This is a genomic window from Streptomyces sp. NPDC021012, assembly GCF_044333355.1.
In the GTDB taxonomy this organism is placed as follows: Bacteria; Actinomycetota; Actinomycetes; order Streptomycetales; family Streptomycetaceae; genus Streptomyces.
Genome location: NZ_JBIRQU010000003.1, coordinates 529,795 through 553,567, shown reverse-complemented (window position 1 = coordinate 553,567; position 23,773 = coordinate 529,795). Strand labels below are relative to the sequence as shown.

Below are 23,773 nucleotides of genomic sequence, written 5' to 3'. Positions count from 1 at the left end.
CCGAACGCACCCTGACAGGTGCATGTGGAGGGTGCTGTCCGCCGGTGACGGCCTTGACCCGGGCCGTCGCGCCGGTGGCGGCGCACGGGCCCCCCAAGCCCAGGGAACCACGGAGGCGACCCCACTTCGACCCGTGTGTCCCGCGCCGCCGCCACTGCTCCGCAGTTACGTCGTACTCGAAAGGGCCACACCTTGAACCGTTCCAGGCGGAGAGTCATATCCGTGGTCGCGGGCGCCGCGATCCTCGGTGCCGCTGCCATGACTTCCGGGGCGTACGCCGCCGCCCCGGTCGCTGCCACCCCGAAGCCGGTCCCGGCTTCGCAGGCGATGCGGGCGCTTCCCAAGGCCCCCGTCGAGAAGGTGATCGTCACCTACAAGAGCCGGACCCCCGAGGCCGGTTCCAACACCGCCGCGAAGAGCGACACGGCCGAGAAGGCCGCGAAGACGGGCGAGAAGCTCTCCTTCGAGCGCCGCCTCGCCGGCGGTGCCGCCCTCGTCAACCTGGGCGGCAAGGCGACCAAGCAGGACGTGACCGAGGTCATGGACGCGTTCCGCGCCGACCCGTCCGTCGCCTCGGTCGAGCCCGACATCCGCGCCTACGCGATGGCGGTCACCCCGGACGACACCGACTACGCCAAGCAGTGGGACCTCTTCGAGCCCACCGGTGGCATGAACGTTCCTGCAGCCTGGGACAAGGCCACCGGCTCCGGCGTCACCGTCGCCGTCATCGACACCGGCTACGCGGCCCACTCGGACCTGGCGTCCAACGTCATCGCCGGTTACGACTTCATCTCGGACTCCACCGAGGCCCGCGACGGCAACGGCCGTGACGCGGACGCGAAGGACGAGGGCGACTGGAACGCCACCGCCGGCGAGTGCGGCACCGGCTCCACCGCCTCCAACTCCTCCTGGCACGGCACCCACGTGGCCGGCACCATCGCCGCGGTCACCAACAACACCAAGGGCATCGCGGGCATCGCGTACAACGCGAAGATCCAGCCCGTGCGCGTGCTCGGCAAGTGCGGCGGCTCGTCCTCCGACATCGCCGACGCGATCACCTGGGCCTCCGGCGGCACCGTGCCGGGCATCCCGGTCAACCCGACCCCGGCCAAGGTCATCAACATGAGCCTGGGCGGCGCGAGCACCACCTGCCCGAGCGTCTACCAGACCGCCATCAACGGCGCCGTCTCGCGCGGCACCACGGTCGTCGTCGCCGCGGGCAACAGCAACGCCAACGCCTCCGGCTTCACCCCGGCGAACTGCTCGAACGTCATCGTCGTGGCGTCGACCAACCGCGCCGGCGCCCGGTCGTACTACTCCAACTACGGCACGATCGTGGACGTGGCCGCCCCCGGTGGCGAGACCCGCAACGCCACGGACACGCCCGGCACCGTCACCACCCCCGAGAACGCGATCTACTCCACGCTGAACTCGGGCCTGACGACCCAGTCGACCGAGACCTACAAGCCCTACCAGGGCACCTCGATGGCGGCTCCGCACATCGCCGGTCTCGCCGCCCTGCTGAAGTCGGCCAAGAGCACCCTCACCCCGGCCGACATCGAGTCCACGATCAAGGCCAACGCCCGCCCGCTGCCCGGCGCCTGCACCGGCGGCTGCGGCACCGGCATCGCCGACGCGACGAAGTCCGTGGACGCGGTCCTGAACACCACCCCGCCGACCGGCACCGTCTTCACCAACGCGACGGACGTGCAGATCCCGGACAACACCACCGTGACGTCCCCGATCACCGTCACCGGCATCGCCGGCAACGCCCCCGCCACCCTCAAGGTCGGCGTGGACATCAAGCACACCTGGCGCGGAGACCTGGTCGTCGACCTGGTCGCCCCCGACGGCACGGTGCGCAACCTGAAGACCTCGTCCTCCTCGGACAGCGCCGACAACGTCATCGCCACCTACACGGTCGACGCGTCGAGCGAGCTCGCCAACGGCACCTGGAAGCTCCGGGTCCAGGATGTGGCCACGGGTGACACCGGCTACATCGACTCCTGGAGCCTCACCTTCTAAAGCACCACCGCACCACCCCTGAACCACCCCCCACATCAGCATCTTTGCTGGTCAGCGACGCGCCCGTGGTCTACACCACTGGCGCGTCCTGGCGTTGTGGGAGCGTGCGCGCGCCGAGCCCCCTGTCCGTATGCCGGACAAGGGGCCTGGACTGTGCCCGTGGGCTCCGTATCCTCTGCGCACGGGGCTCATGGGCCGGGTCCCGAGGGGCCGGAGGTGGTGGACAGTGACGACAGCTCCGCAGAACCCTGCCCCGGTGGGCCGGGAGGAGCTCCTCGCCCGGCTCGAACGGGCCCTGCACACGCGGGGCCGCGCCCTGCTCACCGGACCCGCCGGCGTCGGCAAGACCGAGGTCGCCCTCGCCGAGGCGGCCCGCGCGGAGGCGCGCGGCGAGACCGTGCTGTGGCTCGCGCCCCTGTCGTCCGACCGCGAGATACCCGGGGCGGCCGCCGCCGCGCTCGTGGCCTCGGTGGCCGCGACCGTGACCTGGCCGGGACTCGGCACAGGCCGGCCCGCGCCCGAACCGTCCACGGCCGGGGCGGCAGCGCCCGGGCCGCACCCCACCGGCGGGCACGGAACCGGTGGACACGGGACCGGCGGGCACGGGACCGGCGAACCCCCGTCCGTCGCGTTCTCCTCCGAGGCCCTCGCCTCCGCGGTCCTCTCCTCCGGAGTCCTCGAATCCGGAGTGCTCTCCTCCGGGGTCTTCGACCAGCTGCCCGGCCCCCAGCGCACCGCCGTCGCCATGCTCTGCCGCGAGGCGCCGATCGACGCGGGCGGCTGGGACCCGATCGCGCTGCGCCTCGGCATCGCCCGGATCCTGCGCGCCCTGACCTGCCGCGGTCCCGTCCTGCTCGTCGTCGACGGGGTGCAGCACGTCGACGCGGACAGCGTGGACCTGCTCCGGTTCGCCCTCCATCTTGCCCCGCCCGCGCTGCGGGTGGTGGCGGTGGAGACCCCCGAGCCGTACGCCGGGGCCCACGCGCCGTACCGCGAGGGCCATCGCGCCGAGGACCCGCATGCCGCGCACCTGTGGGTGCCCTCGGAGGCGGACGTGCTGCGCGTCCCGCCGCTGCATGCCGACGAGATCGCCGAACTCCTCATCCACCACCGGCTGCCCTCCCGGATGGCCGGCCGCATCCACCGCGCGAGCGGCGGCAATCCGCGGCTCGCGCTCGCCGTGGGCCGCTCGCTCGCCGACGCGCGGACCCCGGTCCACCACGCCGAGGCCCTGACGCTCTCCGGTCGCGCCCGCGACCTCGCCCGCCAGCTCCTGGGCGCCGCGCCCCCCGCCGTGCGCGAGACGCTGCTGCTCGCCGCGCTCGCGCTGCGCCCCTCGGCGACGCTGGTGCGCCGCGCCGGGCGGCCCACCGCGGAGGCGGACCTCGCCGCGGCCGAGCGGGCCGACCTGGTGTCGCTCTCCGAGGACGGCTCGGTGACCTTCACGGCAGGGCTGCTGCCCTCCACCCTGGTGCACGACGCCTGCTGGTCCGAGCGGAGCGCCGGGCACGCGGCGCTCGCGGAGGTCGTGGACGACCCCGTCGAGGCCGTACGGCACCGGGCGCTGGCCACCGAGCGGCCGGACGAGGAGCTCGCCGCCGAGGTCGCGGCCGCCGCCGAACTGGCCCGGCGGCGCGGGAACAGCGCGCTCGCCGCCGAACTGGCCCTGCTCGCCGCCGAGTCGACCCCCGGCAGGCACGGGACGCGGCGGATCGCGCGACTCGTCGACGCCGCCGAGGAGGCCGCCCGCGCCGCCCGCGCCGACCTCGCGATGCGGGCCGCCACCGATCTGCTCGCCCGGGACGCGGGGCCGTCCGACCGGGTCAGGGCGCGGCTCGCCGTGCTCGACACCGCCGGTCAGGGGCTCACCGGGCTCGACGAGATGTACGCCCACGCCATGGAGGACTCGGAGGGCGACACCGCCCTGCGGGCCGCCGTGCAGCTGCGCCTCGCCGTCAAGTACGTGCTCGCGGACGGCGATCCGGAGCGCTCGCGGACGGCGGCGGTCGAGTCGGCCGCGCTGGCCGCCTCGATGGGCGATCCCCGGCTCGCGGTGCAGGCCCTGACCGTGCAGGCGCGGATGGAGCGGGCCCTCGGGGTCCCGGACGCCGAGGCCGTGCTCGCGCAGGCCCGCGCCCTGGAGCTGGCCGAGCGGCCGCTCGGCATCCGCAACGCCGCCCAGATCCTGACGATCCGTCACGCCCTCTTCGACGACCGGCTGAACGACGCCCGGGACGAGCTGAACGCGCTGCTGCCGCTGGTCCAGCGGCGCGGCTCGGTGGAGGACACGATCGAGCTGTTCTCCACGCTCGCCGCGATCGAGTCCCGCAGGGGCGCCTGCGCGGCCGCCCTCGCGCACGCGGGGCAGTCCCTCGCGCTCACCCTGGAGGCGGGCCTCTCCCCCGGCCCCGCCTGGTACACCCTCGCGCTCGCCGAGACGGCCGGCGGCAGCTTCGCGCGGGCCGCGAGCTACGCCCGCCGCAGCGTGCAGGCCTCGGAGGAGGAGGGCGACCGCGTCTTCCTCTCCCGCAGCCGGTACGCGCTCGGCCGCGTCCAGCTGATCAACGGCGACGTCGCCGCCGCCCTGGAGACGCTGCGGCGGGTCCAGGCCGACGAGCGCGCCCAGTCGACGGTGGACCCCTCGATGCTGCGCTGGCACGAGGAGCTGGCCGAGGCACTGCTCGGCCAGGACGCGGGCGACGAGGCCCTGGCGCTCCTCGCCGAGGTCCGGCCGGTGGCGGAGCGGCTCGGCCGGACCACGGTCCTGCTCGGCTGCGACCGGGTGTACGCGCTGTGCCTGGCGGCGGAGGGCCGGACCGACGAGGCGGCCGAGCTGCTGACCCGTACGGCCGAGAGCTTCGGCCGGGCCGGGCTGCCGCTGGAGCGGGGGCGGGCGCTGATCGCCCTGGCCCGGGTCGAGCGGCGGCGCAGGCGCAGGTCGGCGGCGCAGAGCGCCCTGCACGAGGCGGCCTCGGTGTTCGAGCGGGCCGGTGCGGCGCCGTGGCTGGCCCTGGCGAGCGAGACCCCGGCGGGCGAGGCCGCGGGTCCCGGCGCGGGCGGCGAGGAGTCGGTCTCGGCGCTCTCCTCCCTCACGGAGGCGGAACTGCGCCTCGCCCGGCTCGTGGGCCAGGGCGCGAGCAACCAGGAGGCGGCGGCGAAGCTCTACCTGAGCGTCAAGACGGTCGAGGCCCGTCTGACCCGCATCTACCAGAAGCTCGACGTCCGCTCCCGCGCCCAGCTGGCCACGGCCCTGCGCCCCTAGCCCCCGGCGTACGACGCACCCGCCCGTCCACTGCCCCACCCCCGCACGACCGGCCCCCCACCCGGCCCCCGGCCGCCCCGCCCCCCACCCGAGGCCCACCCCACGGCAGGCCCGCGCCGAGGCGCCCCGGGCGCCGGGCCACTCGGTCAGGCCGTGGGCGTGGGCGTGCCGAACCACTCGCGCAGGGCGCCGAGCAGGTCCTCCTGGTCGTCGCCGACCCAGGCGACGTGGCCGTCGGGGCGCAGCAGGACGGCGGGCGCGTCGAGTTCCTCGCAGGGGTCGACGACGTGGTCGACCCGGTCGGCCCAGCCCTCCGCCGAGAGCCGGCCGGTGCGGTCGAACAGCAGGCCGCGGCCGCCGTGCGTCAGCTCGTAGAGGCGTCCCTGCTTGAGGGGCAGGTCCCGCAGGCGCCGGCCGAGGAGTTCATGGCCCTCGCCGAGGTCGTAGCGGACGTCGACGGCGGTGATCATGCCGGTGATGTACCGGTTGACCTCCTCGAAGTCCATCAGCTTCGAGAACAGTTCCCGCAGCGCGGTCGGTCCGGGCTCGGCGCCGAGGAGGGCCATCTGCGCGCGGGTGTTCTCCAGGACGCGGGCGCCGACCGGGTGCCGTTCGGCCTCGTAGGTGTCGAGGAGCCCCTCCGGCGCCCAGCCGGCGACCGCGGCGGCCAGCTTCCAGCCGAGGTTGAAGGCGTCCTGGATGCCGAGGTTGAGGCCCTGGCCGCCGGTCGGCGGGTGGATGTGCGCCGCGTCGCCGGCCAGGAACACCCGGCCGACCCGGTAGTGCTCGGCCTGCCGGGTGGCGTCGCCGAAGCGGGACAGCCAGCGCGGGGCGTGCACGCCGAAGTCGGTGCCGGCGAAGGCCCGCAGCTGCTGCTTGAAGTCGTCGAGGGTGGCCGGGACGGCGCGGTCCTCGGCCACGCCGTCGGCGGGGACGACGACGCGCCAGGTGCCGTCCCCGAGCGGGGCGAGGCCGAAGCGCAGCTGGGTCTTGTGGACCTCCGCGACGGCGGCGGCGATCGACTCCGGGTCCGCCGTCACCTCCATGACGCCGAGGAGGGTCTCGACCGTCGCGGGCTCGCCGGGGAAGCCGACGCCGAGCAGCTTGCGCACGGTGCTGCGGCCGCCGTCGCAGGCGGCGAGGTAGCGTGCGTGCAGCTCGGTGCCGTCGGCGAGCCCGACGGTCACCCCGTCCTCGTCCTGGCTCAGCCCGACGACCTCGCTGCCGCGCCGGATCTCCGCGCCGAGCTCCCGCGCGCGCTCTTCGAGCAGCCGCTCGGTGTCCGGCTGCGGTGTGGCGAGGCCGTACGGGTGGGCCGTGTCGAGCCGCTCCGGCCAGGCCTTCATCACGCCGCCGAAGAGACCGCCCACCGAGAACTTCTTGCTGATCTCGCTGAACCGCTCCAGCAGTCCGCGCTGGTCCATCATCTCGACGCTGCGCGCGTGCAGGCCCTGTCCCCGGGACTCCAGGGTCGGTTCGGCCAGCTTCTCCAGGACGAGCACCCGCACGTCGTGCAGGCGCAGTTCGCTCGCGAGCATCAGGCCGGTCGGTCCGCCGCCGACCACGATCACGTCCATCATCGTTACGCCCCGTTTTCCGCAGTTCCTTGCTTCGAACGGAGATTTTGCGGCACGTGGGGGGCCTTGCCGCAAGGCCCCCCATGCGCTATACCTTGAGAGTGGCAAGGAGAGGTCGTCCCTCCTTGCCTTCGTCGTTTTCCGGGGCCGTCGCTCTCAGATGGTGAAGGGCCGCTGGTCGAGGAAGTCCGGGGCCGGGTTGCCGGTCAGGTACAGGTTCGGGCTCTGGGTCGGGGGCAGCAGCCGCCGGATGTCCCGGTGGAAGGCGCGGTAGCCGCCCTGGAAGGCGCCCCCGTCCCACACCCGGAGCAGGGCCCCGGTGAAGGCGCCGTTGACGTCGCCGTCGGCGGCGACCTGGTCGTCCTGGCAGGCCGAGACGAGGAGCGCGTCGTGGCCCCTCCCTCCGGCGGCGGCGTCCTTGGCCAGGGTGCGCTGGAGGTCTTCGAGGTAGGACCGGTCGCGCTCGTACAGCCGGCGCTGCCACGGCTCCGGCATGAAGCGGCCCGTGCTCTCCTCCGGGGCGCCGCCGGGGAGTTCGATGCCGCTGCCGCTGTGGCAGCAGTCGAGGAGGGCGACGATCCGTACGCCCTCGGCGAAGGCGCGGAAGGCCTGCTGGAGCTCGTCGTCGAGGAACTGGCGGTCGTGGAGGACGAGGGTCTCGTCGAGCGCGTCGGGCTCGTCGTCGGGGCCCGTGACGTCGGGGACCTGGCCGCCGTGGCCCGAGTAGCTGAAGAGCAGGATGTCGCCGGGGACGAGGCGGGCGGCGGCCGCGCGGAGCACGGAGGTGACGTTGGCGACGGTGCCTTCCCCGGTGAGCAGGGTGGTGGTCTCGAATCCGGCGGTCCTGGCCAGCCGGGCCATGTCGCGGGCGTCGTTCTCGCAGGCGTTCAGGGTGCCTTCCCAGCCCTCGTACCGGGCGGGGTCGACCCCGTTCAGTCCGACGTGCAGGGAGAGTCCGGTGGCCATGGGATGCCTCCTCGTGCGGGGCGGAGGGGTGCCGGGGTCTGTTCGAGTGACCTGTGGTCCGGCGCCGAGCACGACCCCCTCGGCGCGGTACTTACATCGTATGAACCCATCGGATGCGTCGCTTCCCCCCGAGCGCCCGGCCGCGCTCGCCGACCGCACCGGCTACGACGAGGCCTTCCTCGGCCCCGTCGTCCCGCTGGCGCTCCCGGTCCGGGACACGATCGAGACGGTGATCCTGCCGTACACCCACTTCACCGTGGTCTTCCGCCCCGACCGGCGGCTCGCCGCCTCGACCGCGGTCTGCATCGAGGGACGGCAGCTCCTCCTCGACACGCCCCGGGAGGACGCCTGGGCCTTCGACCCCCGGCTGCCCGAGGACCAGCAGGCCGGCGACGAGATCTACCGGAACAACAGCCTGGACCGGGGCCATCTGGTGCGCCGGCTCGATCCCGTCTGGGGGCCGTCGGCCACGGCGGCCCAGGCCAACGCGGACACCTTCCACTTCACCAACGCGGCTCCCCAGGTCGACGTCTTCAACCAGGGCAAGGAGCTCTGGCAGGGACTGGAGAACTACCTGCTCGAGAACGCCGCCCACTACGAGCGGAAGCTGACGGTCCTCACCGGCCCGGTGCTCCAGGACTCCGACCCGCCGTACCGGGGGCTGCAGGTGCCGCTGCGGTTCTGGAAGGTGGCGGCGTTCATGCAGGACGGTGCGCTCGCCGCCGCCGCGTACGTCCTCGACCAGAGCCCCGACCTCAGCCGGGACGCGGACCGGGCCCTCGCGGGGGCGACGGCCGGCGCGCCGCCGCCGCTGGGCCCGTACCGCACGTACCAGGTGCCCGTCTCGGACGTCGCCGAGATCACCGAGCTGGAGTTCGGTCCGCTGCCGGACGTGGACGTGATGCCGCCGCCCCGCGCCCCGGAGGAGCGCTGGCGACGCCTGGAGTCGCACGCGGACATGGTGCTGCACCCCTAGACGGGGTCCGCGGGCAGCGATTGCGGCCGTTCCCGCCCGGTGGAACGATGAGAGGGACCAGCCGGTCCGTCCGGCCTCGACCGTTCACGGCCGGTCACGGCTGATCTCGTCGGGTCCGGCGCCGGAGCGACCGGCGCTGCGCGAAGAGCGCCGGGCAGGTGCGGTATGCCGCTCACCGAGACCGAGTGGGGGCTCGTCGCCGGCTGGGTCCGGGACCACCTCCTCGACACCCCCGAGCCACGGGGACGGCTGCTGCGCGCGGGCCTGCCGGCCGACTTCGTCGAGGACCTGCCGCTCACCCCGGACGCCGGGCGCAACGCCCTCCTCGTGGTCGCCGCGGCCCGCCGGGACATCGCCCACCAGCGCCGGCTGCTCTCCGTGCTCGCCGGTCTCGACGCGCTGGCCGCGATCGACGATCCGCACGGCTTCGAGCAGGGCGCCGAGGCCCGGAACCTGCTGACCCGGCTGCGGGAGGACGAGCGGCTGCGGCGCTCCCCCCGGGACCCCTTCCTCAGCGTGCTCCTGAAGCACGGCACGGAGGTGTTCCTGGACCGGAGCGAACTGCGCGAGAAGCTCCGGGGCTTCCTGGCCGACCCGGAGCAGACGGTGCTCGTCGTCGACGGGCCCCCGGACAGCGGCCGCTCCTACACGTACGAGCTGATCCGCCACCTAGGCCAGCACTGCGACTTCCGTCCGGTCCGGGTCACGCTCTCCCGCACGTCCACGGCGGCGCGCCTGATGGAGCGGCTCTCGGCCTTCGTGGCGGGGCCCGAGGGCGACCGGGTCCCCCTGGACCCCACCCGGCTGAACGATCCGCTGCCCTCCTTCGAGGACGCGGCGCACCGGATCGTCGCCCGGGCGACCGCCGCCGAGGAACGCTTCTGGCTGGTCCTGGACGACTGCGACCGGCTCGACCCGCACTCGGACGTGTGGGACTGCATCGGCGTCCTCGCCCGCGCCATCTACGAGCACACCCCGGTGCGGGCGGACACCGTGCCCCGTCTGGTGCTGCTCGGCTATGCGACGACGATGCGCCAACTCCCTTACGAGATCCGTAAGAACGAGTGCCGCGACACGACGCGCCTCGCCGACGAGGGCGATCTCCGTGCCTTCTTCCGGGAGTTCTTCACCGACAGCGTCCCCGCCGACCAGGAGGGGACGGTTCCCGAGCTCACGGAGACGGCCGTCGCCGAGGTGCTCCGGGCCGTCGACTCCCCTTCCTCGGTGGACAGTTACATGCGCCGGCTGTGCACGGCCGTGGAGGACGTCGTACGGCTCCACCGGGCGCTCCCGCCGGCGTCGCCACCGCCGGGCGAGGCCGGTCACGTGCTGCGCGACGCCCTGCGCACCAGCCTCGCCGCCCCCGCCGCCGCGCTCCCCGATCTGCGCAGGTCCTACCGCGAGGCCGCCTGTCTGCTCCAGGAGTTCGACCCCGCGCGGCTGCGGCTCCCCGGCGAGGAGCAGGCCACCGGGCGGGCCGTCCTGGAGCTCGTCGACGACTGCACCGCCCTGCCCTCGCCCGGGGCCACCGTGTGGACGCTCAAACCGGAGGTCCGCGACGCCGCCCTGGCGGGCCTCGCCGGCCCCGGCGCCGCCCTCCTCGCCCTCCGGACCAACCTCGGCCTCCGCCCCGAGGGCCCCGGCCCGGAACGCACGGCACTCGCCCTGCTGACGGGCGCGGGACCGCCTCCGGCAGCCGTGGGCCCGCACCCCCGCGACGAGGTCGAGGTGCTCTCCGACGCGCTGCAGGCCACACTCTGGCTGAGCCGGGTGCCGGGGGTGACGTGGCTGCCCGCGGTGGAGGAGGTGCAGCACCGGCTGGAGCAGGCGCGGCTGCTCCAGCCGATGCGGCGGCTCGTCCGGGGGACCTTCCACGGCCGCACCGCAGAGCTCGACACCCTGCACGCCTATCTCGCGCTGCCCGAGGAGCCGGCGGAGCCGCCCGTCCTGCTGCACGGCGTCGGCGGCATCGGGAAGAGCACCCTGCTCGCCAAGTTCCTCGTCGACGCGCTCGCCGCCGCCGGACCCGCCGGGTTCCCCTTCGCGTACATCGACTTCGCGCGCCCGACGCTCTCCATCCACGAACCGGCCACGGTGATCGCGGAGATGGCCCGGCAGCTCGGCGTCCACCATCCGGCCCACCGCGCCGCCTTCGACGAGCTCGCGGACGAGTGCGAGCGGACGGCGGCGCTCCAGCGCGGCGAACGCAACGAGCTCGACGAGCTGTACGAGCTGGCCGGCACCCGGGCGACGCTCGGCCGCGACTACTCCTCGGACTTCCACGCCCGGGCCAGCGCCCGCGAGCAGGAGCTCGCCCACCGGGCCGCGTCCCTGGTCGCCGAGGCCGTCCGGCCGGCGCCGGGCGAGCCGCCCCCGCCGCTGCTCGTGGTCGTCGACTCCTTCGAGGAGGCCCAGTACCGGGGCTCCCCCGTCATCGCCCGCATGTGGGCGGTGTGGACGGCCCTGCGGGCGGCCTACTCGCGGCTGCGGTTCGTCGTCTCCGGGCGGGCGCCGATCGACCATCCGGCCCGGGTGCTGACCCCGCGCACGATGGAGCTCACCGAGCTGGACCACCAGGCGTCGGTGGACCTGCTGATGTCCTCCGGGGTGGCGGACGAGCCGCTCGCCGAGGACCTCGCGGACCGGATCGGCGGCCATCCGCTGAGCCTCAGGCTCGCGGCCCGGACGGCGGTCGCCCTGGGCGCCGACTCCCCCTCGCTCGGCGAGCTGCTGCGCGGACTGCCCTCCCGGCGCCGCTACTTCGACCGGCAGGTCGACCAGATGCTCATCCAGGGCACGCTGTACGACCGGCTGCTCAAGCACATCGCGGAGGACGACGTCCGGGCCCTCGTGCAGGCGGGCCTGGCCCTCCGCTTCATCACCCCCGACCTGATCCGGGAGGTCCTGGCCGGGCCGGCGGGGCTGCGGGTCGACAGCCCCGGGGAGGCCCGCAGGCTCTACGGGCTGCTCACCTCCCGGGTCGACCTGATGGAGTCGGCGGGACCGGAGGTCATCCGGCACCGGGCCGATCTGCGGGCCATCATGCTGCGCCTCTCGGACAGCGCGCGGACCGATCTGATGCGGGCCGTGGACCGCAGGGCCGTCGCGTACTACGCGGCCCGCGAGGGGACCCGGGAGCGCGCCGAGGAGATCTACCACCGGCTCCGTCTCGGCGAGAACCCCCGTACGGTGGAGGCCCGTTGGGAGTCGGGGGTCGCGCCCTACCTGGGCGGGTCGACGTACCGGGAGATGGCGCACCGCCCGGCCGCGTTCCTCCTCGGCAGGATCGGCGGCCACGTGCCCGACCAGATCATGACGGAGGCCGACCAGGAGGACTGGGAGCGGATCGCCGCGCGCGAGGTGGAGGACCTGCTCACCCAGGGGTACGTGGAGGCCGCGGGGCAGCGGCTCGCCGAGCGGCGGCCGTGGACCCCGTGCAGCAGGCTGCATGCGCTGCTCGCGGAGACCCTGGCCCGCTCGGGGCGGACGGCGGAGGCGCGCGAGGGCGCCGAGCGGGCCGTGGACCGGGCGGAGGAGGCGGGCTGCGCGGAGACCCAGCTCGAACTGCTCCAGCTGTCGGCGCGGCTCGCCCAGGACACGGGCGACCTCGCGGAGGCGGACCGGGACCTCCAGGAGGCGGAGGAGATCGCGGCGGGCCTCGGGCTGCGCTTCGAGTCGCTGGGGGTCCTGGTCGCCCGGTCGCGGCTCGCGGCGCTCGCGGACGGCGACTCCGCGCCCACGGAGGAGCGGCTCGCCCGGACGCTGCGCGGGATGCCGGACGCGGATCTGGCCCGGCAGCCCTCCCTGGCCCGTACGGCGGCGGCCACGGCCTGCCGGGCGGACCCGAGGCTCCTGGAGCACACGCTGCGGCTGGTGGGGCTTCCCGCGGACGAGGAGGCGGTGGTCACGGAGCTGGCGCGCTGGATCGACAGCACGCTCACCGCCGAGCCGGGCCTCCGCGGGCCGCTGACCCGCATCCTGGAGTCCGCCGCCGGAACGGAGCCCTCCCCGGGCGCCCGCCGGCCGGACCTGGAGCGGATCGAGCGGGACCTGCGGGAGGCGCGGCGGCGCGGCACCCTGGACGGCGTCGCCCGGCAGGTGCTCACGCTCCGGGACGGCAGCGGGGACCTGCTGCTCGGGGTGGCCTCCGCGATGGACGCGGGCCCGGCCCCGCGCGGGACCGGAGCGGCCGGGACCGAAGCCGCCGGGGGCGCGGAGCCGGGGCCCGGTCCGCGCTCCCGGCAGGGAGGCACCGGCCTGTGGACCCGCCCGCCGCCGAACGCCGCCGGGGCCGCGCTGCGCAAGGTGCCGTTCCTGCCGCAGGCGGAGCTGGTCCGGGTCCGCAACGCCGCCATGGAGGCGGGGCTCGCCGACCGGGAGCTGCGCCCCGCCCTGCTCAAGGGCATCCCCGGCTACTTCACGGCCACCCTCCGGCCGCTCGACGACCCCCGGGAGCAGGCGCATGCCGACCTCAACGCGATGAACCAGGTCGAGCGCCTCCTCGACGGTCTGGTGCCGCTGGAGATCTGGCTGCACAACGCGGTCGAGCACACCCGTGAGCAGGGCCCGCGCGCCGTCCTCCAGGGCGCCCTGGACACCGTGGCCCGCGCGATCACCGGCGAGGCGGAGCTGCCGCCGGAGATGATGCCCGGGGAGATGAAGGAGGAGGTCGTCCTCCAGGACGACACCGTGCCGTACGAGTTCCTGCACGGCGGCATCCGGGCCGGCGCCTCGGTCGCGCTGCTGCGGATCCCGCCGTACGAGTCGGGCGCGCCGCTGCTGCCCTCGTACCCGCACGGCGGCACGGGCTGGATGATCGCCCCGGGACTGCTGGTCACCAACCACCATGTGGTGATGGCCCGTTCGTGGGAGGAGGGCGTCCGGCCGTACGTGAGCGACGAGGACCTGCGGCTCCAGGCGCTCATGTCGCGCTCCCGCTTCGACTTCGTCGAGAACGCGGCGGCCGCGCCGGAGGCGACGGCCGGCGAGCTCGCGGCCTGGGACGCGGACCTCGACTACGCGATCGTGCGGCTCGCCGCCGGCCAGGGGGAGCGGCCCACCCTCCGGGTGGCCACGCGGCCGCTGATCGTCCGCGAGCGGCAGCGCGTACCGGTCAACATCATCCAGCACCCGGGCGGGCTGCCGAAGCGGGTCGCGCTGCGCAACAACCTGGTCTACCGGGCGGACGAGCGCGACATCCTGTACTTCACCGACACCCGCGGCGGCTCCTCCGGTTCGCCGGTCTGCCTCGACGACTGGACGGTCGTGGGGCTGCACCGGGGGACGCGGAAGGTGGACGAGGTCGAGTTCCAGGGCGCCCGGACGCGGTTCGTGAACGTGGGCACCCAGATGAGCGGCGTCCTGGCCCATCTCAGGGAGTTCCGGCCGGAGTTGTACGCGGAGATCATGGCGGCCCAGTCCGGGCGGCCGGCCCCGGGGGACCCGAACGCGAAGCCGAGGTGAGCGACCATGCCGAACGGACCACGGAGCGTGTCGCCGGTGGCGACCGGCGCGGAGCGGATCTTCGGCGATCTGCGGGAGGTGGCCGCGCGGGTGCGCGCGGAGCTGGAGGCGGAGATCGCCGAGTCCGCGCTCGAACTGCCCGCCGAGGTGGCGCCGGCGGCCGAGATCTCCCGCTTCGCCCGCGAGGAGCGGGCCCGCGTCCTGGAGGCCGGGGTCAGCGGCCTGGAGAAGCTGGCCGGGCACCGCGAGGACGAGCTCGACGGGGACGAGACCTTCGGGGTGGAGGCGATCGTCCTCCTGGAGGGCCGGCCGGCGATCCTGGTCCAGCGGCAGGACTTCGCCCCGCAGCGCGACGAGTGGGCGGTCCTGGAGCCGCAGCGGCCCGCGATCCGGGAGTCGCTCCTGCGGGTCGGCCGGGTCGAGGTCACCGGGCATCCCAGCCTGGACTGGATCGGCACGGCCTTCCTGGTCGGCCCGCGCACGGCGATGACGAACCGTCATGTGGCGGCGGAGTTCACCCGCCTGGAGGGCGAGCGCTGGGCCCTGGAGTTCGGCATGTCGGCGCGGGTCGACCCGGCGGAGGAGCTGCCCGTCGAGGGTGCGCCGCCCGGGTCCTCGGTGCCGTACGAGATCACCGACGTCATCGGCGTCCACCCCGACGTCGACATGGCGCTGCTGCGGGTCGAGCCCGTGTCGGAGGACGGCCTGCCGGCGCCGCTCGCGGTCGCGGCGGACGCGCCGGCGGACCTGCCGGGCCGCCCGGTGTACGTGATCGGCTATCCGGCCTGGGACGGCCGGCGCAACGAGCCCGAGTCGATGCGCCGGATCTTCATGGACGTCTACAACGTGAAGCGGCTCCAGCCGGGCATGGCCACCGAGTTCACCCCCGGCGGTCTGGTGATGAAGCACGACTGCTCGACCCTCGGCGGCAACAGCGGCTCCCCGGTGTTCGACCTCGCCGACCACCGGGTCCTCGGGCTGCACTACGGCGGCCGCTACCGCACGGGGAACTTCGCCGTCCCGCTCTGGGAGCTCCTCGAGGACCCGCTGCTCGCGAAGGCGGAGGTCAACTGGGTCTGAGCCGCGCCCTGTTAGGCGAGGGCGACGGCGTACGCGCCGCGGGCGGCGGTGCCGTCGGCGAGGCGCCACTCGGCCGTGACCCGGCCGCGGCCCGGTCCGCCGTCCTCGCCGGGGCGCAGGACGCGCCGGATCCGGAGCGTCAGCGGCGCGGCCGCGCCCGCCTCCCGTACGACCACGTCGGTGTGGTCGGGGCCTTCCTCGACCCGTACGAGCTCCGCGTCCGCGCCGGCGGGGGCGAGGGAGGCGGTGACGGTGGGGTCGGTCGTGTCGTCGACGTTCTGGTGCTGGGCCTCGGCGCGGCCGGCGAGCAGGGCGTACAACTGGGCGACGAGCACCGGGTCGTGGGTGCCGTCGTAGATCCAGCGGGTGCCGAGGACACCGTGCTCGGAGGTGCCGATGAGGGCGTGCTCGGCGCCCTCCAGGGGCGCGCCGCGGTAGGTCATCGGGACCAGGTAGGCGACCGCGTCCGGACCGGTGCCGTCGGCGACCGCCATGAACTCGATGCCGACCTCGCCCGCCGGGTCGTCGAGCCGGAAGCCGCCCGCCTTGGCCGGGCTCGGCGCGTCGGCCCCGCCGGTGTACCAGGTGCGGCTGGGCAGCCACGAGGTGAGCAGCTCCAGCTTGGTGGGCTGCATCGTGGTGTGGTGGATGACGGCCATCGTGCGTATCTCCCTCTCTGACCTGGGCGAAGAAACCCGGGGCCGGAGATCCGCAACCTAACAGACGGGCCGGGTCGCGCTGCGGGGGCGTCCACGCCGTCCTAGCCTGGAGAAGAGGTGTTGTCCCCGGCCGGCAGGAGGCCCGCCGTGAGGTACTCGCACACCCGGATCCGGCGCGTCTGCGTGGCGTTCGCGGCCCTGGGGATCCTCGTCGCCCCCGTCGGCGCGGGTACGGCCTTCGCCGCCGGACCTCCCGGTCCCGCCGCCCTCGTGGCGGCGGATCCCTCCCCGTCGGCGGACGCGGGCTTCCCTGAGCTCACCCCGGCCGTCGCCGCCCGCCTGGACCGGGCGGTCCAGGACGTGATGAAGGAGACCGGCGTCCCGGGCGTCACGGTGGGCCTCTCCGCGCCCGGCAAGGGCACGTACATCCGCTCCTTCGGCGTCGCGGACAAGGCGACGGGGCAGCCGATGGACCCCGGGCTCTACATGCGGATCGGCAGCGAGACCAAGACGTTCACGGTGACCGCCCTGCTCGAACTGGCCGACCGGGGCAAGGTGAGCATCGACGACCCGATCTCGAAGTACGTCGACGGCGTGCCGAACGGCGACCACATCACCCTGCGCAACCTGGCGTCCATGCGCAGCGGCCTCTTCAACTACTCGGCGGACGAGGGCTTCTACAAGGCGCTCACGTCCGATCCGTACCGGCCCTTCACCCCGCAGGAGTTGCTCGCGTACTCCTTCAAGCACCCGATCCAGTTCCAGCCGGGCGCCGAGTTCGACTACTGCAACACGAACCTGATCCTGCTCGGGCTCGTCGTGGAGAAGGTCAGCGGGACGCCCCTCGACGAGTTCGTCCGGAAGAACGTGATCGAACCGGCCGGACTGCGCCACACGGTGTTCCCGACGGACGCCGCGTTCCCGAGCCCGCACGCCCACGGCTACACCGAGCAGACCGCCTCGGGGAAGCTGGAGGACTCCACCGACTGGAACCCCTCCTGGGGCTGGGCGGCCGGAGCGATGATCTCCGACCTCCAGGACCTGCGCACCTGGGCCCGGGTGGTCGCGACCGGGACGCTGCTCACACCGAAGACGCAGGCCGAGCGGCTGCGCACGTACCCCTCGGGCATCCCCGGCGCGGGCTACGGACTCGGCATCTTCAACATCCAGGGCTGGATCGGCCACAACGGCTCCCTGCCGGGCTACGAGTCGCTCACGATCTACCTGCCGGAGGCGAAGGCCACCCTGGTCGTCCTCCTCAACACGGACGTGCTGCACGACGGCAACGAACCCAGCACGCTCTTCGGGCAGGCCATCACCCGCATCGTGACCCCGGGCCACGTCTTCGACATCCCGGTGGTGGAGCCCAAGCCGAGTCCGAGCGGGAGCTGACTGATAATCTCCGAATTGTCCTGAATGATCCCAGGCACGCATCCGTGCCGTCGCAGAATCGGGAGCAGCAATGACCGGTGGACCCGAGCCCCTCAGCGCCGTCGCCCGCGAGGCGCTGGAGCGCGAGCTCGCCGATCTGCGCACCGAGCGCGAGGCCGTCGCCGTCACGCTGCGGGACGGCGGCGGCGACGAGGTCGGCGACCGGGCCGACCAGGCCGACGAGTTGCAGCGGGCCGACGAGCTCGACCGGCTCGGCACCCGCATCACCGAGATCGAGGGCCGCCTCCGGGAGGGGGCCGTCGCGGGGGCGCCGTCCACCGACGCGGTCGGTGTGGGCAGCAGCGTGACCGTGCGGTTCGCGGACGGCACCGAGTCGACCGTCCGGATCGGCGAGCTCGCGAACGCCCTGGACGCGACCCTGGTGACCGCCGACAGCCCGCTCGGCAAGGCGCTGCTCGGCCACCGAGCCGGGGACACCGTCACGTACGACACACCCGAGGGCCGGACGACGGCGGTCGTGCTCTCGCTCGGCTGACGGCGTGCCGGACACCGCCGCCTCCGCCTCCGGGCCCGGCCGCGAGGAGATCCGGGAGACCGACCGCAAGGGCGGTCCCGGGCACACCGTCCTGGTGGCGCTGGCCGTCGCGGTGCCGGTCACGAAGCTGGCCTACACGGTCGGCGGCGGCGACGCCGTGCGGGACGTGCTGGTCGGCATGGAGCCGGGGAACTGGCCGGACATCCTGATCGGCATGGTGATCACGGACCCGCTCCTCGGGTCGGTGCTCGGCGTCGTCGTCTCCCGCGTGGTCTTCGCCCTGTTCGCCGCGCGCGGGGCGGTCCCCCTCGGGAGCGGCCCGGCGGGGGCGCTGCGGCGGGCGGCGCTCACGGTGGTCAACCCGGTCGCCGTGGGGGTCGTCGACGCCTGTTTCTTCGGGCCGTGGTGGGGCCTCGCCACGGGGCTCGCCGCCTTCGCGCTGCGGCAGGGCGTGGTCGTGGAGTACCGCACGGGCCGGCGTCGGCCGCACCACCGGCACGGGCGGGAGCGGACCGCCCGCGAACCCGGCTACCGGCCGCCCTCGTGGCTGCGCCGGGCCGCCGGCGTCGAGCAGTGGGTGGCCCTGGCCCTGACGGTGCTCGTGCTGCCGTTCCTGGCGTTCGTGTCGGCGCTCGACGGGCAGGCCTGGACGTCGATCGTCGAGTGCCGGGTCACGGACGGCGTGCGGACGGAGAGCGACCGGCTGATCGAGCTGAGCCGCAAGGGCGACGGCGTCGTCGGCTGGAACCTGGACTCGGAGCAGATCTCCAACGGCTCCGGGTGCGTGGGCGAGGAGAGCCGCTACGTGCGCGAGCCGTGGTGGCGGAGCTGACCCCGGGCCGGGTCACCGGCCCGTGACGATTCCGGAGACCAGGTTGATGGTGGTGGCCAGGATGCTCGCCCCGAAGACGTACGACAGCAGGCAGTGCCGCAGGACGACCGAGCGGACCGTGGGGCTGGAGACACTGGTGTCGGAGACCTGGTAGGTCATGCCGAGGTTGAAGCTGAAGTAGAGGAAGTCGCTGTACTTCGGCGGGGCCTGGGAGTTGAAGTCGATGCCGCCGCCGGGTTTCAGTGCGTAGTAGAGGTACGCGTACCGGGTGGCGTACGTGAGGTGGAGCGCCGCCCAGGCCATGAAGACGCCGCAGAGCGCCGTCGCAGCCGCCGCGTGGCTCAGGTCAGTGTGCCCGACCAGGAGGAGCACGACGATGGCGACGAGCCCGCACACGGAGGCCATGACGACGAGGAGTTCCTCGACGAAGGGCCGGAACTCCTCGCGCCGGACGTTGCGGTGGGTCGTGGCGGCGTCCATGGGCCACAGGGCGATCCAGCCGCTGACGACGAAGAGGGTCTCGGCCGTGGCGATGCCGGCGAGGACGCCCAGCGGTGTGTCGGTCACGGCCGCGACCCCCGCGCCGGTCGCCGCGCCCACGAGCGCCGACGCGGCCAGACGGGGGACGGCGCCGAACAACCACCGGAGCACGGCTCAGGGCTCCAGGACGACGACGGCCTCGTCCGTGTAGGCCAGGAAGGTGAGGGTCTCCTGGAGGTACAGCTCGACGCTGTCCGCGTCGTGCGAGGTGTAGCCGATGGCCACGTCCTGGCCGATGCGCAGCGCGAAGTCGCCGCCCCGGGTGGAGAGGACGAAGCCGCCGTCGAGGGCGGGCGCCCAGATCGGGGAGCCGTCGAGCATCCGGGCGAGGTGGGCCGCGATCGGATAGCCGTGGTCGGAGGTCTCGCTGACGGCCCGGTACTGGTCGGCGCCGAGCAGCAGCGCGTACGGGCCGTCGACGCCGGCGAGCCGCAGGGAGGTGAGGGCCCGGCTGACCGCGTCGGGGTAGTCGCGGGGCTCGGCGGGCAGCCGCAGCACCGGGTTGGAGCTGCGGCCGCGCAGTCCTTCGACCCCGGCGGCCTCGTACCCCTCGAAGACCATGCGGTCCTCGATGAGCGCCAGGGCGCGGGCGGCGTCCTTGACGGGCTGCCAGTCGGAGTCCTTCGAGCCGCGCTCGACGTCGTCGACGGCGGCCCGGTCGACGGTGAACGGCACCCTGAGTTCGACGAGGGGCCGCGCCTCGCGCAGCCGTGCCGTCACGCCGGGGGCGGGTGCGGCCAGCTCGGAGAGGTGGCCGGTGCCGACGGCGGCGAGCTCGGGTCCCGCCGGGTCGGGGACGTCGACGACGCGGCGGCCCGCGACGTTGCGGCGGAAGGTGCGGCGGGCCTCCTCCTCGATCTCGGCCCACGCGGCGGCGGTGATCGGGGCGAGTTCGCGGTGGAGGTTGCTGCGGGACTCGGGGGACGTCATGGGGCCAGGGCTCCTTTCAGGCTGCCGATGCCCAGGGTCTCCCCGGGGGCCGCGGCCGCCGGCGGGGCGGGGAGGTCGTCGAGGAGGCCGGCGCTCGGCACGAAGAAGAGGCCGCCGGTCACGGCCCGGGAGAAGTCGAGGATGCGGTCGGTGGTGCCGGGGGGATCCCCGAGGAACATGTTGCGGAGCATCCGCTCGGTGACGGCGGGGGTGCGCGCGTAGCCGATGAAGTAGGTGCCGAACTCGCCGGTGCCGACCCGTCCGAAGGGCATGTTGGCGCGGAAGATCTGCTGCTGGACGCCGTTCTCGTCGGTGACCGTGTTCAGGGCGACGTGCGAGTCCGGGGGCTTGACGTCGTCGGACATCTCGATGTTCGATCCCTTGCCGCGCCCGATGACGTGCTCCTGCTGCTCGACGGTGAGCGCGTCCCAGGCCGCCATGTCGTGCACGTACTTCTGCACGAGCACATAGCTGCCGCCCCGGAAGTCCGGGTCCTCGTCGCCGATGTGGACCGCTTCGGCCGCCGTCACGCCCTCGGGGTTCTCGCTGCCGTCGACGAAGCCGAGCAGGTCGCGGTCGTCGAAGTACCCGAAGCCGTGCACCTCGTCGACGACGGTCACCGCGCCGCCCAGGGCGGCCACGATGTGCCGGGCCAGTTCGAAGCAGAGGTCCGGGCGCCGGGCCCGCAGGTGGAAGAGCAGGTCGCCGGGGGTGGCGGGGGCGCGGTGACGGGGGCCGCTCAGGGGCGGGAAGGGGTGCAGCTCGCGGGGGCGGGGGCCGCCGACGAGCCGGTCCCATCCCTCGGAGCCGATGCCGGCGACGCAGGTGAGGTACGCCTCGGGGTGACGGAACGCCACCGAGCGGGTCAGTCCCGTCAGGTCCTGGAGCGCCTCCCGCACCACGGTCTCGCCGCCCGGGTTCACGGTGGCCACCAGGAAGACGGCAGCCCGCGAGGGCGGGGCGACGACGGACTGGGGTACGACCATGACGCTCCCAGGGAAAACGGCACGAAAGGGACAGCGCCAGCGTAGGTGCGCATGATCCGGTACGCAGCCCGGCGCGGGCCCTCCGGCGAGCCGCGGCGCAGCCGGACGCGGCCCCTCCGGTGTGGGGTGGCAGGTGCCGGACAGCGGGCTTAGCCTGCCCGGAGGGGGCTTTCCGTCCCACCATGCCCATGCGTCCGCAGGGCGAGAGGGTGAAGCGCCTTGAGCACCGAACAGGACGAGAACACCGCCGCCCAGGACGAGCGCGAACCCCAGGTGGGCCCGGCCCCCCGGGGCGAACCGGAATTCCGTCCGTACCACCACCCGGCCGCGGGCTGGGGCGCCGCGAAGAGCGTGACGAACTTCCTCGTGCGCGAGGGCGCGCTGGTCGACGGCCCGCGCGCGATCATGCGGATGAACCACGAGAACACCGGCTTCGACTGCCCCGGCTGCGCCTGGCCCGACGACACCAAGGGCCTCCACCTGGACATCTGCGAGAACGGCATCAAGCACGTCACCTGGGAGATGACCCGCAAGCGGGTCGGGCGCGAGTTCTTCGCCGCCCACTCGGTGACGGAGCTCGCCGGGTGGAGCGACTACGACCTGGAGAACGAGGGCCGCCTCACCGAGCCGATGGTCTACGACGCGAAGTCGGACCACTACGTGCCGATCAGCTGGAAGGACGCCTTCGCGCTCGTCGGCCGCACCCTGCGCGGTCTGGACGACCCGAACCAGGCCACGTTCTACACCTCGGGAAGGCTCGGCAACGAGGCCACCTTCCTCTACCAGCTGATGGCCCGCGAGCTGGGCACCAACAACCTGCCCGACTGCTCCAACATGTGCCACGAGGCCAGCGGCCGCGCCCTCCAGGCCTCCCTGGGCACCGGCAAGGGCACGGTCGACCTCCAGGACTGGCAGACCGCCGACGCGCTGTTCGTCTTCGGCGTGAACGCCGCCTCGAACGCGCCCCGGATGCTCACCGCCCTCGCCGAGGCGTACCACCGCGGCGCGCAGATCGTGCACGTCAACCCGCTCGTCGAGGCCGCCGCCACCCGCACCATCGTCCCGCACGACTTCACGGACATGGCCCTGTTCAAGACGACGAGGACCAGCACGCTCAACCTCCAGCCGCGCATCGGCGGCGACATGGCGCTCGTACGCGGCATGGCGAAGGCGGTCCTGGAGGCCTCGTCGACCGATCCGAAGGCACTGGACCGGGAGTTCATCGAGCGCCACACCTCGGGTTTCGAGGAGTACCGCGCGCTGTGCGAGGCCACCCCGTGGGAGGAGCTCGAACGGCAGTCCGGGCTGAGCCGGGCCGACATCCTCAAGGCCGCGCGCGTGTACGGGGAGGCCGACCGCTCCATCGTCAGCTGGTGCCTCGGCATCACCCAGCACGAGCACGGCGTCGACACCGTGCGGGAGATCGTCAACCTGCTGCTGCTCCGCGGCAACCTCGGCCGGGAGGGCGCCGGACCCTCCCCCGTACGCGGCCACAGCAACGTCCAGGGCAACCGCACCTGCGGCATCGACCACCGCCCCGGTACGGAGTTCCTGGACCGGCTCGCCGAGGTCTGCTCGATCGAACCCCCGCGCGCGCACGGCAAGGACACCGTCGCGAGCATCAAGGCCATGCGCGAGGGCGAGATCAAGGTCTTCGTCGGCATGGGCGGCAACTTCGCGCTCGCCGCCCCCGACACCCCGTACACCTACGAGGCGCTGCGCGCCTGCGAGCTCACCGTCCAGGTCAGCACCAAGCTCAACCGCAGCCACATCGTGCACGGCCGGCAGGCCCTCATCCTGCCCTGCCTCGGCCGGACCGAGAAGGACCACCAGCGCAAGGGGATCCAGAGCACCTCGGTCGAGGACTCGATGAGCATGGTGCACCTGTCGATCGGCATGAAGAAGCCGGCCTCGCCGCACCTGCTCTCCGAGCCGGCCATCGTCGCCGGCATGGCGCGCGCCGCGCTCCCCGACAGCGCCACGCCCTGGGAGTGGTACGTCGAGGACTACGACCGCATCCGGGACACCATGGCCCGCGCGCTCGACGGCTTCGAGGACTTCAACCGGCGCGTACGGCTGCCGCTGGGCTTCCGCATCAAGCAGCCCGCCCGCGAGCTCGTCTTCCTGACCCCGTCCGGGCGCGCCGAGTTCTCCGCCGCCGAACTGCCCGACGTGGTGCCCGCCCCCGGCACCCTGGCGCTCGGCACCATGCGCTCCCACGACCAGTGGAACACCACCATCTACTCCGACAACGACCGCTACCGGGGCATCAAGAACTGCCGCACGCTCGTCTTCATGAACCGGGCGGACATGCGCGAGCGCGGGATCACCGACATGGGCACCGTCGACATCACGAGCACCGCGAAGGACGGCAGCCGGCGGCACCTGAAAGGCTATCTCGCCGTCCCGTACGACATCCCGCGCGGCTGCGCCGCCGGTTACATGCCGGAGATGAACGTGCTGTGCGCCCTGGGCGACTACAGCACCCAGAGCGATCAGCCGATCATGAAGCACGTCAAGGTGACGATCGAGCGCGCCTCCTGACGGTGC

15 protein-coding genes are annotated in these 23,773 nt (G+C 73.8%); 9 read left to right on the top strand and 6 right to left on the bottom strand.

What is annotated here, in order from left to right; genetic code table 11:
• The first annotated feature begins 258 nt into the window (after positions 1–258).
• Together ACH4TP_RS12335 and ACH4TP_RS12330 are read left to right on the top strand one after the other, a co-directional pair.
• Entirely contained in the window at positions 259–2,025 is a 1,767-nt protein-coding gene (locus ACH4TP_RS12335; RefSeq protein ID WP_389231098.1) for a S8 family serine peptidase, read from the top strand.
• A 226-nt stretch (positions 2,026–2,251) separates the two neighbouring features.
• Positions 2,252–5,287 carry an AAA family ATPase gene (locus ACH4TP_RS12330; RefSeq protein WP_398437382.1) on the top strand — a complete coding sequence of 1,012 codons (3,036 nt, stop codon included), beginning with the start codon at positions 2,252–2,254 and terminating at the stop codon, positions 5,285–5,287.
• A 146-nt stretch (positions 5,288–5,433) separates the two neighbouring features.
• Here the strand turns inward: ACH4TP_RS12330 and rox are convergent, their stop codons facing one another.
• Positions 5,434–6,867 (bottom strand): rifampin monooxygenase, encoded by a 1,434-nt coding sequence (gene rox, locus ACH4TP_RS12325; RefSeq protein ID WP_398437381.1) that lies wholly within the window; start codon positions 6,865–6,867, stop codon positions 5,434–5,436.
• A gap of 153 nt (positions 6,868–7,020) precedes the next feature.
• Complete coding sequence (locus ACH4TP_RS12320; protein WP_398437379.1) at positions 7,021–7,830, bottom strand: caspase family protein; 810 nt, start codon at positions 7,828–7,830, stop codon at positions 7,021–7,023.
• Positions 7,831–7,930: 100 nt separating this feature from the next.
• Here ACH4TP_RS12320 and ACH4TP_RS12315 point away from each other — a divergent pair, with 100 nt between their 5' ends.
• From ACH4TP_RS12315 to ACH4TP_RS12305, 3 genes are all read left to right on the top strand, one after another.
• The gene (locus ACH4TP_RS12315) at positions 7,931–8,806 is read left to right on the top strand and encodes a DNA/RNA non-specific endonuclease (protein WP_398437378.1); all 876 of its coding nucleotides are present in this window, start codon (positions 7,931–7,933) and stop codon (positions 8,804–8,806) included.
• A 165-nt stretch (positions 8,807–8,971) separates the two neighbouring features.
• Positions 8,972–14,269, top strand: a complete 5,298-nt coding sequence (locus ACH4TP_RS12310) for a trypsin-like peptidase domain-containing protein (protein ID WP_398437376.1) — start codon at positions 8,972–8,974, stop codon at positions 14,267–14,269.
• Between the two features lie 6 nt (positions 14,270–14,275).
• The gene (locus ACH4TP_RS12305) at positions 14,276–15,349 is read left to right on the top strand and encodes a trypsin-like serine peptidase (protein ID WP_398437374.1); all 1,074 of its coding nucleotides are present in this window, start codon (positions 14,276–14,278) and stop codon (positions 15,347–15,349) included.
• Between the two features lie 11 nt (positions 15,350–15,360).
• Here the strand turns inward: ACH4TP_RS12305 and ACH4TP_RS12300 are convergent, their stop codons facing one another.
• Positions 15,361–16,008: a 1,4-alpha-glucan branching protein gene (locus tag ACH4TP_RS12300; protein WP_389231078.1), complete on the bottom strand. Its 648-nt coding sequence runs from the start codon at positions 16,006–16,008 to the stop codon at positions 15,361–15,363.
• Between the two features lie 147 nt (positions 16,009–16,155).
• On the opposite strand from ACH4TP_RS12300, the gene ACH4TP_RS12295 reads away from it, so the two are divergent.
• The 3 genes from ACH4TP_RS12295 to ACH4TP_RS12285 all read left to right on the top strand — a co-directional run bounded on the left by ACH4TP_RS12295 (position 16,156) and on the right by ACH4TP_RS12285 (position 18,767).
• On the top strand, positions 16,156–17,400 hold the full coding sequence (locus ACH4TP_RS12295; protein WP_398187388.1) for a serine hydrolase domain-containing protein: 1,245 nt from the start codon (positions 16,156–16,158) through the stop codon (positions 17,398–17,400).
• A gap of 70 nt (positions 17,401–17,470) precedes the next feature.
• A complete protein-coding gene (locus ACH4TP_RS12290) occupies positions 17,471–17,935 on the top strand; it encodes a GreA/GreB family elongation factor (protein WP_398437372.1) in 465 nt (154 codons plus the stop codon).
• A 4-nt stretch (positions 17,936–17,939) separates the two neighbouring features.
• Positions 17,940–18,767, top strand: a complete 828-nt coding sequence (locus tag ACH4TP_RS12285; RefSeq protein ID WP_398437370.1) for a hypothetical protein — start codon at positions 17,940–17,942, stop codon at positions 18,765–18,767.
• Positions 18,768–18,779: 12 nt separating this feature from the next.
• Here ACH4TP_RS12285 and ACH4TP_RS12280 read toward each other — a convergent pair whose 3' ends face one another.
• The 3 genes from ACH4TP_RS12280 to ACH4TP_RS12270 are packed head-to-tail and all read right to left on the bottom strand — an operon-like array spanning position 18,780 to position 21,223.
• On the bottom strand, positions 18,780–19,418 hold the full coding sequence (locus ACH4TP_RS12280) for a DUF1345 domain-containing protein (protein ID WP_389231068.1): 639 nt from the start codon (positions 19,416–19,418) through the stop codon (positions 18,780–18,782).
• A 3-nt stretch (positions 19,419–19,421) separates the two neighbouring features.
• A complete protein-coding gene (locus tag ACH4TP_RS12275) occupies positions 19,422–20,237 on the bottom strand; it encodes a family 1 encapsulin nanocompartment shell protein (protein WP_398437369.1) in 816 nt (271 codons plus the stop codon).
• Positions 20,234–21,223, bottom strand: a complete 990-nt coding sequence (locus ACH4TP_RS12270; protein ID WP_398437367.1) for a Dyp-type peroxidase — start codon at positions 21,221–21,223, stop codon at positions 20,234–20,236. Before ACH4TP_RS12270 ends, ACH4TP_RS12275 begins: the two co-directional genes overlap by 4 nt.
• Positions 21,224–21,442: 219 nt before the next feature.
• Between ACH4TP_RS12270 and ACH4TP_RS12265 the strand changes: the two genes are divergently transcribed.
• Positions 21,443–23,767: an FdhF/YdeP family oxidoreductase gene (locus ACH4TP_RS12265; RefSeq protein WP_398437364.1), complete on the top strand. Its 2,325-nt coding sequence runs from the start codon at positions 21,443–21,445 to the stop codon at positions 23,765–23,767.
• The last annotated feature ends 6 nt before the right edge of the window (positions 23,768–23,773 follow it).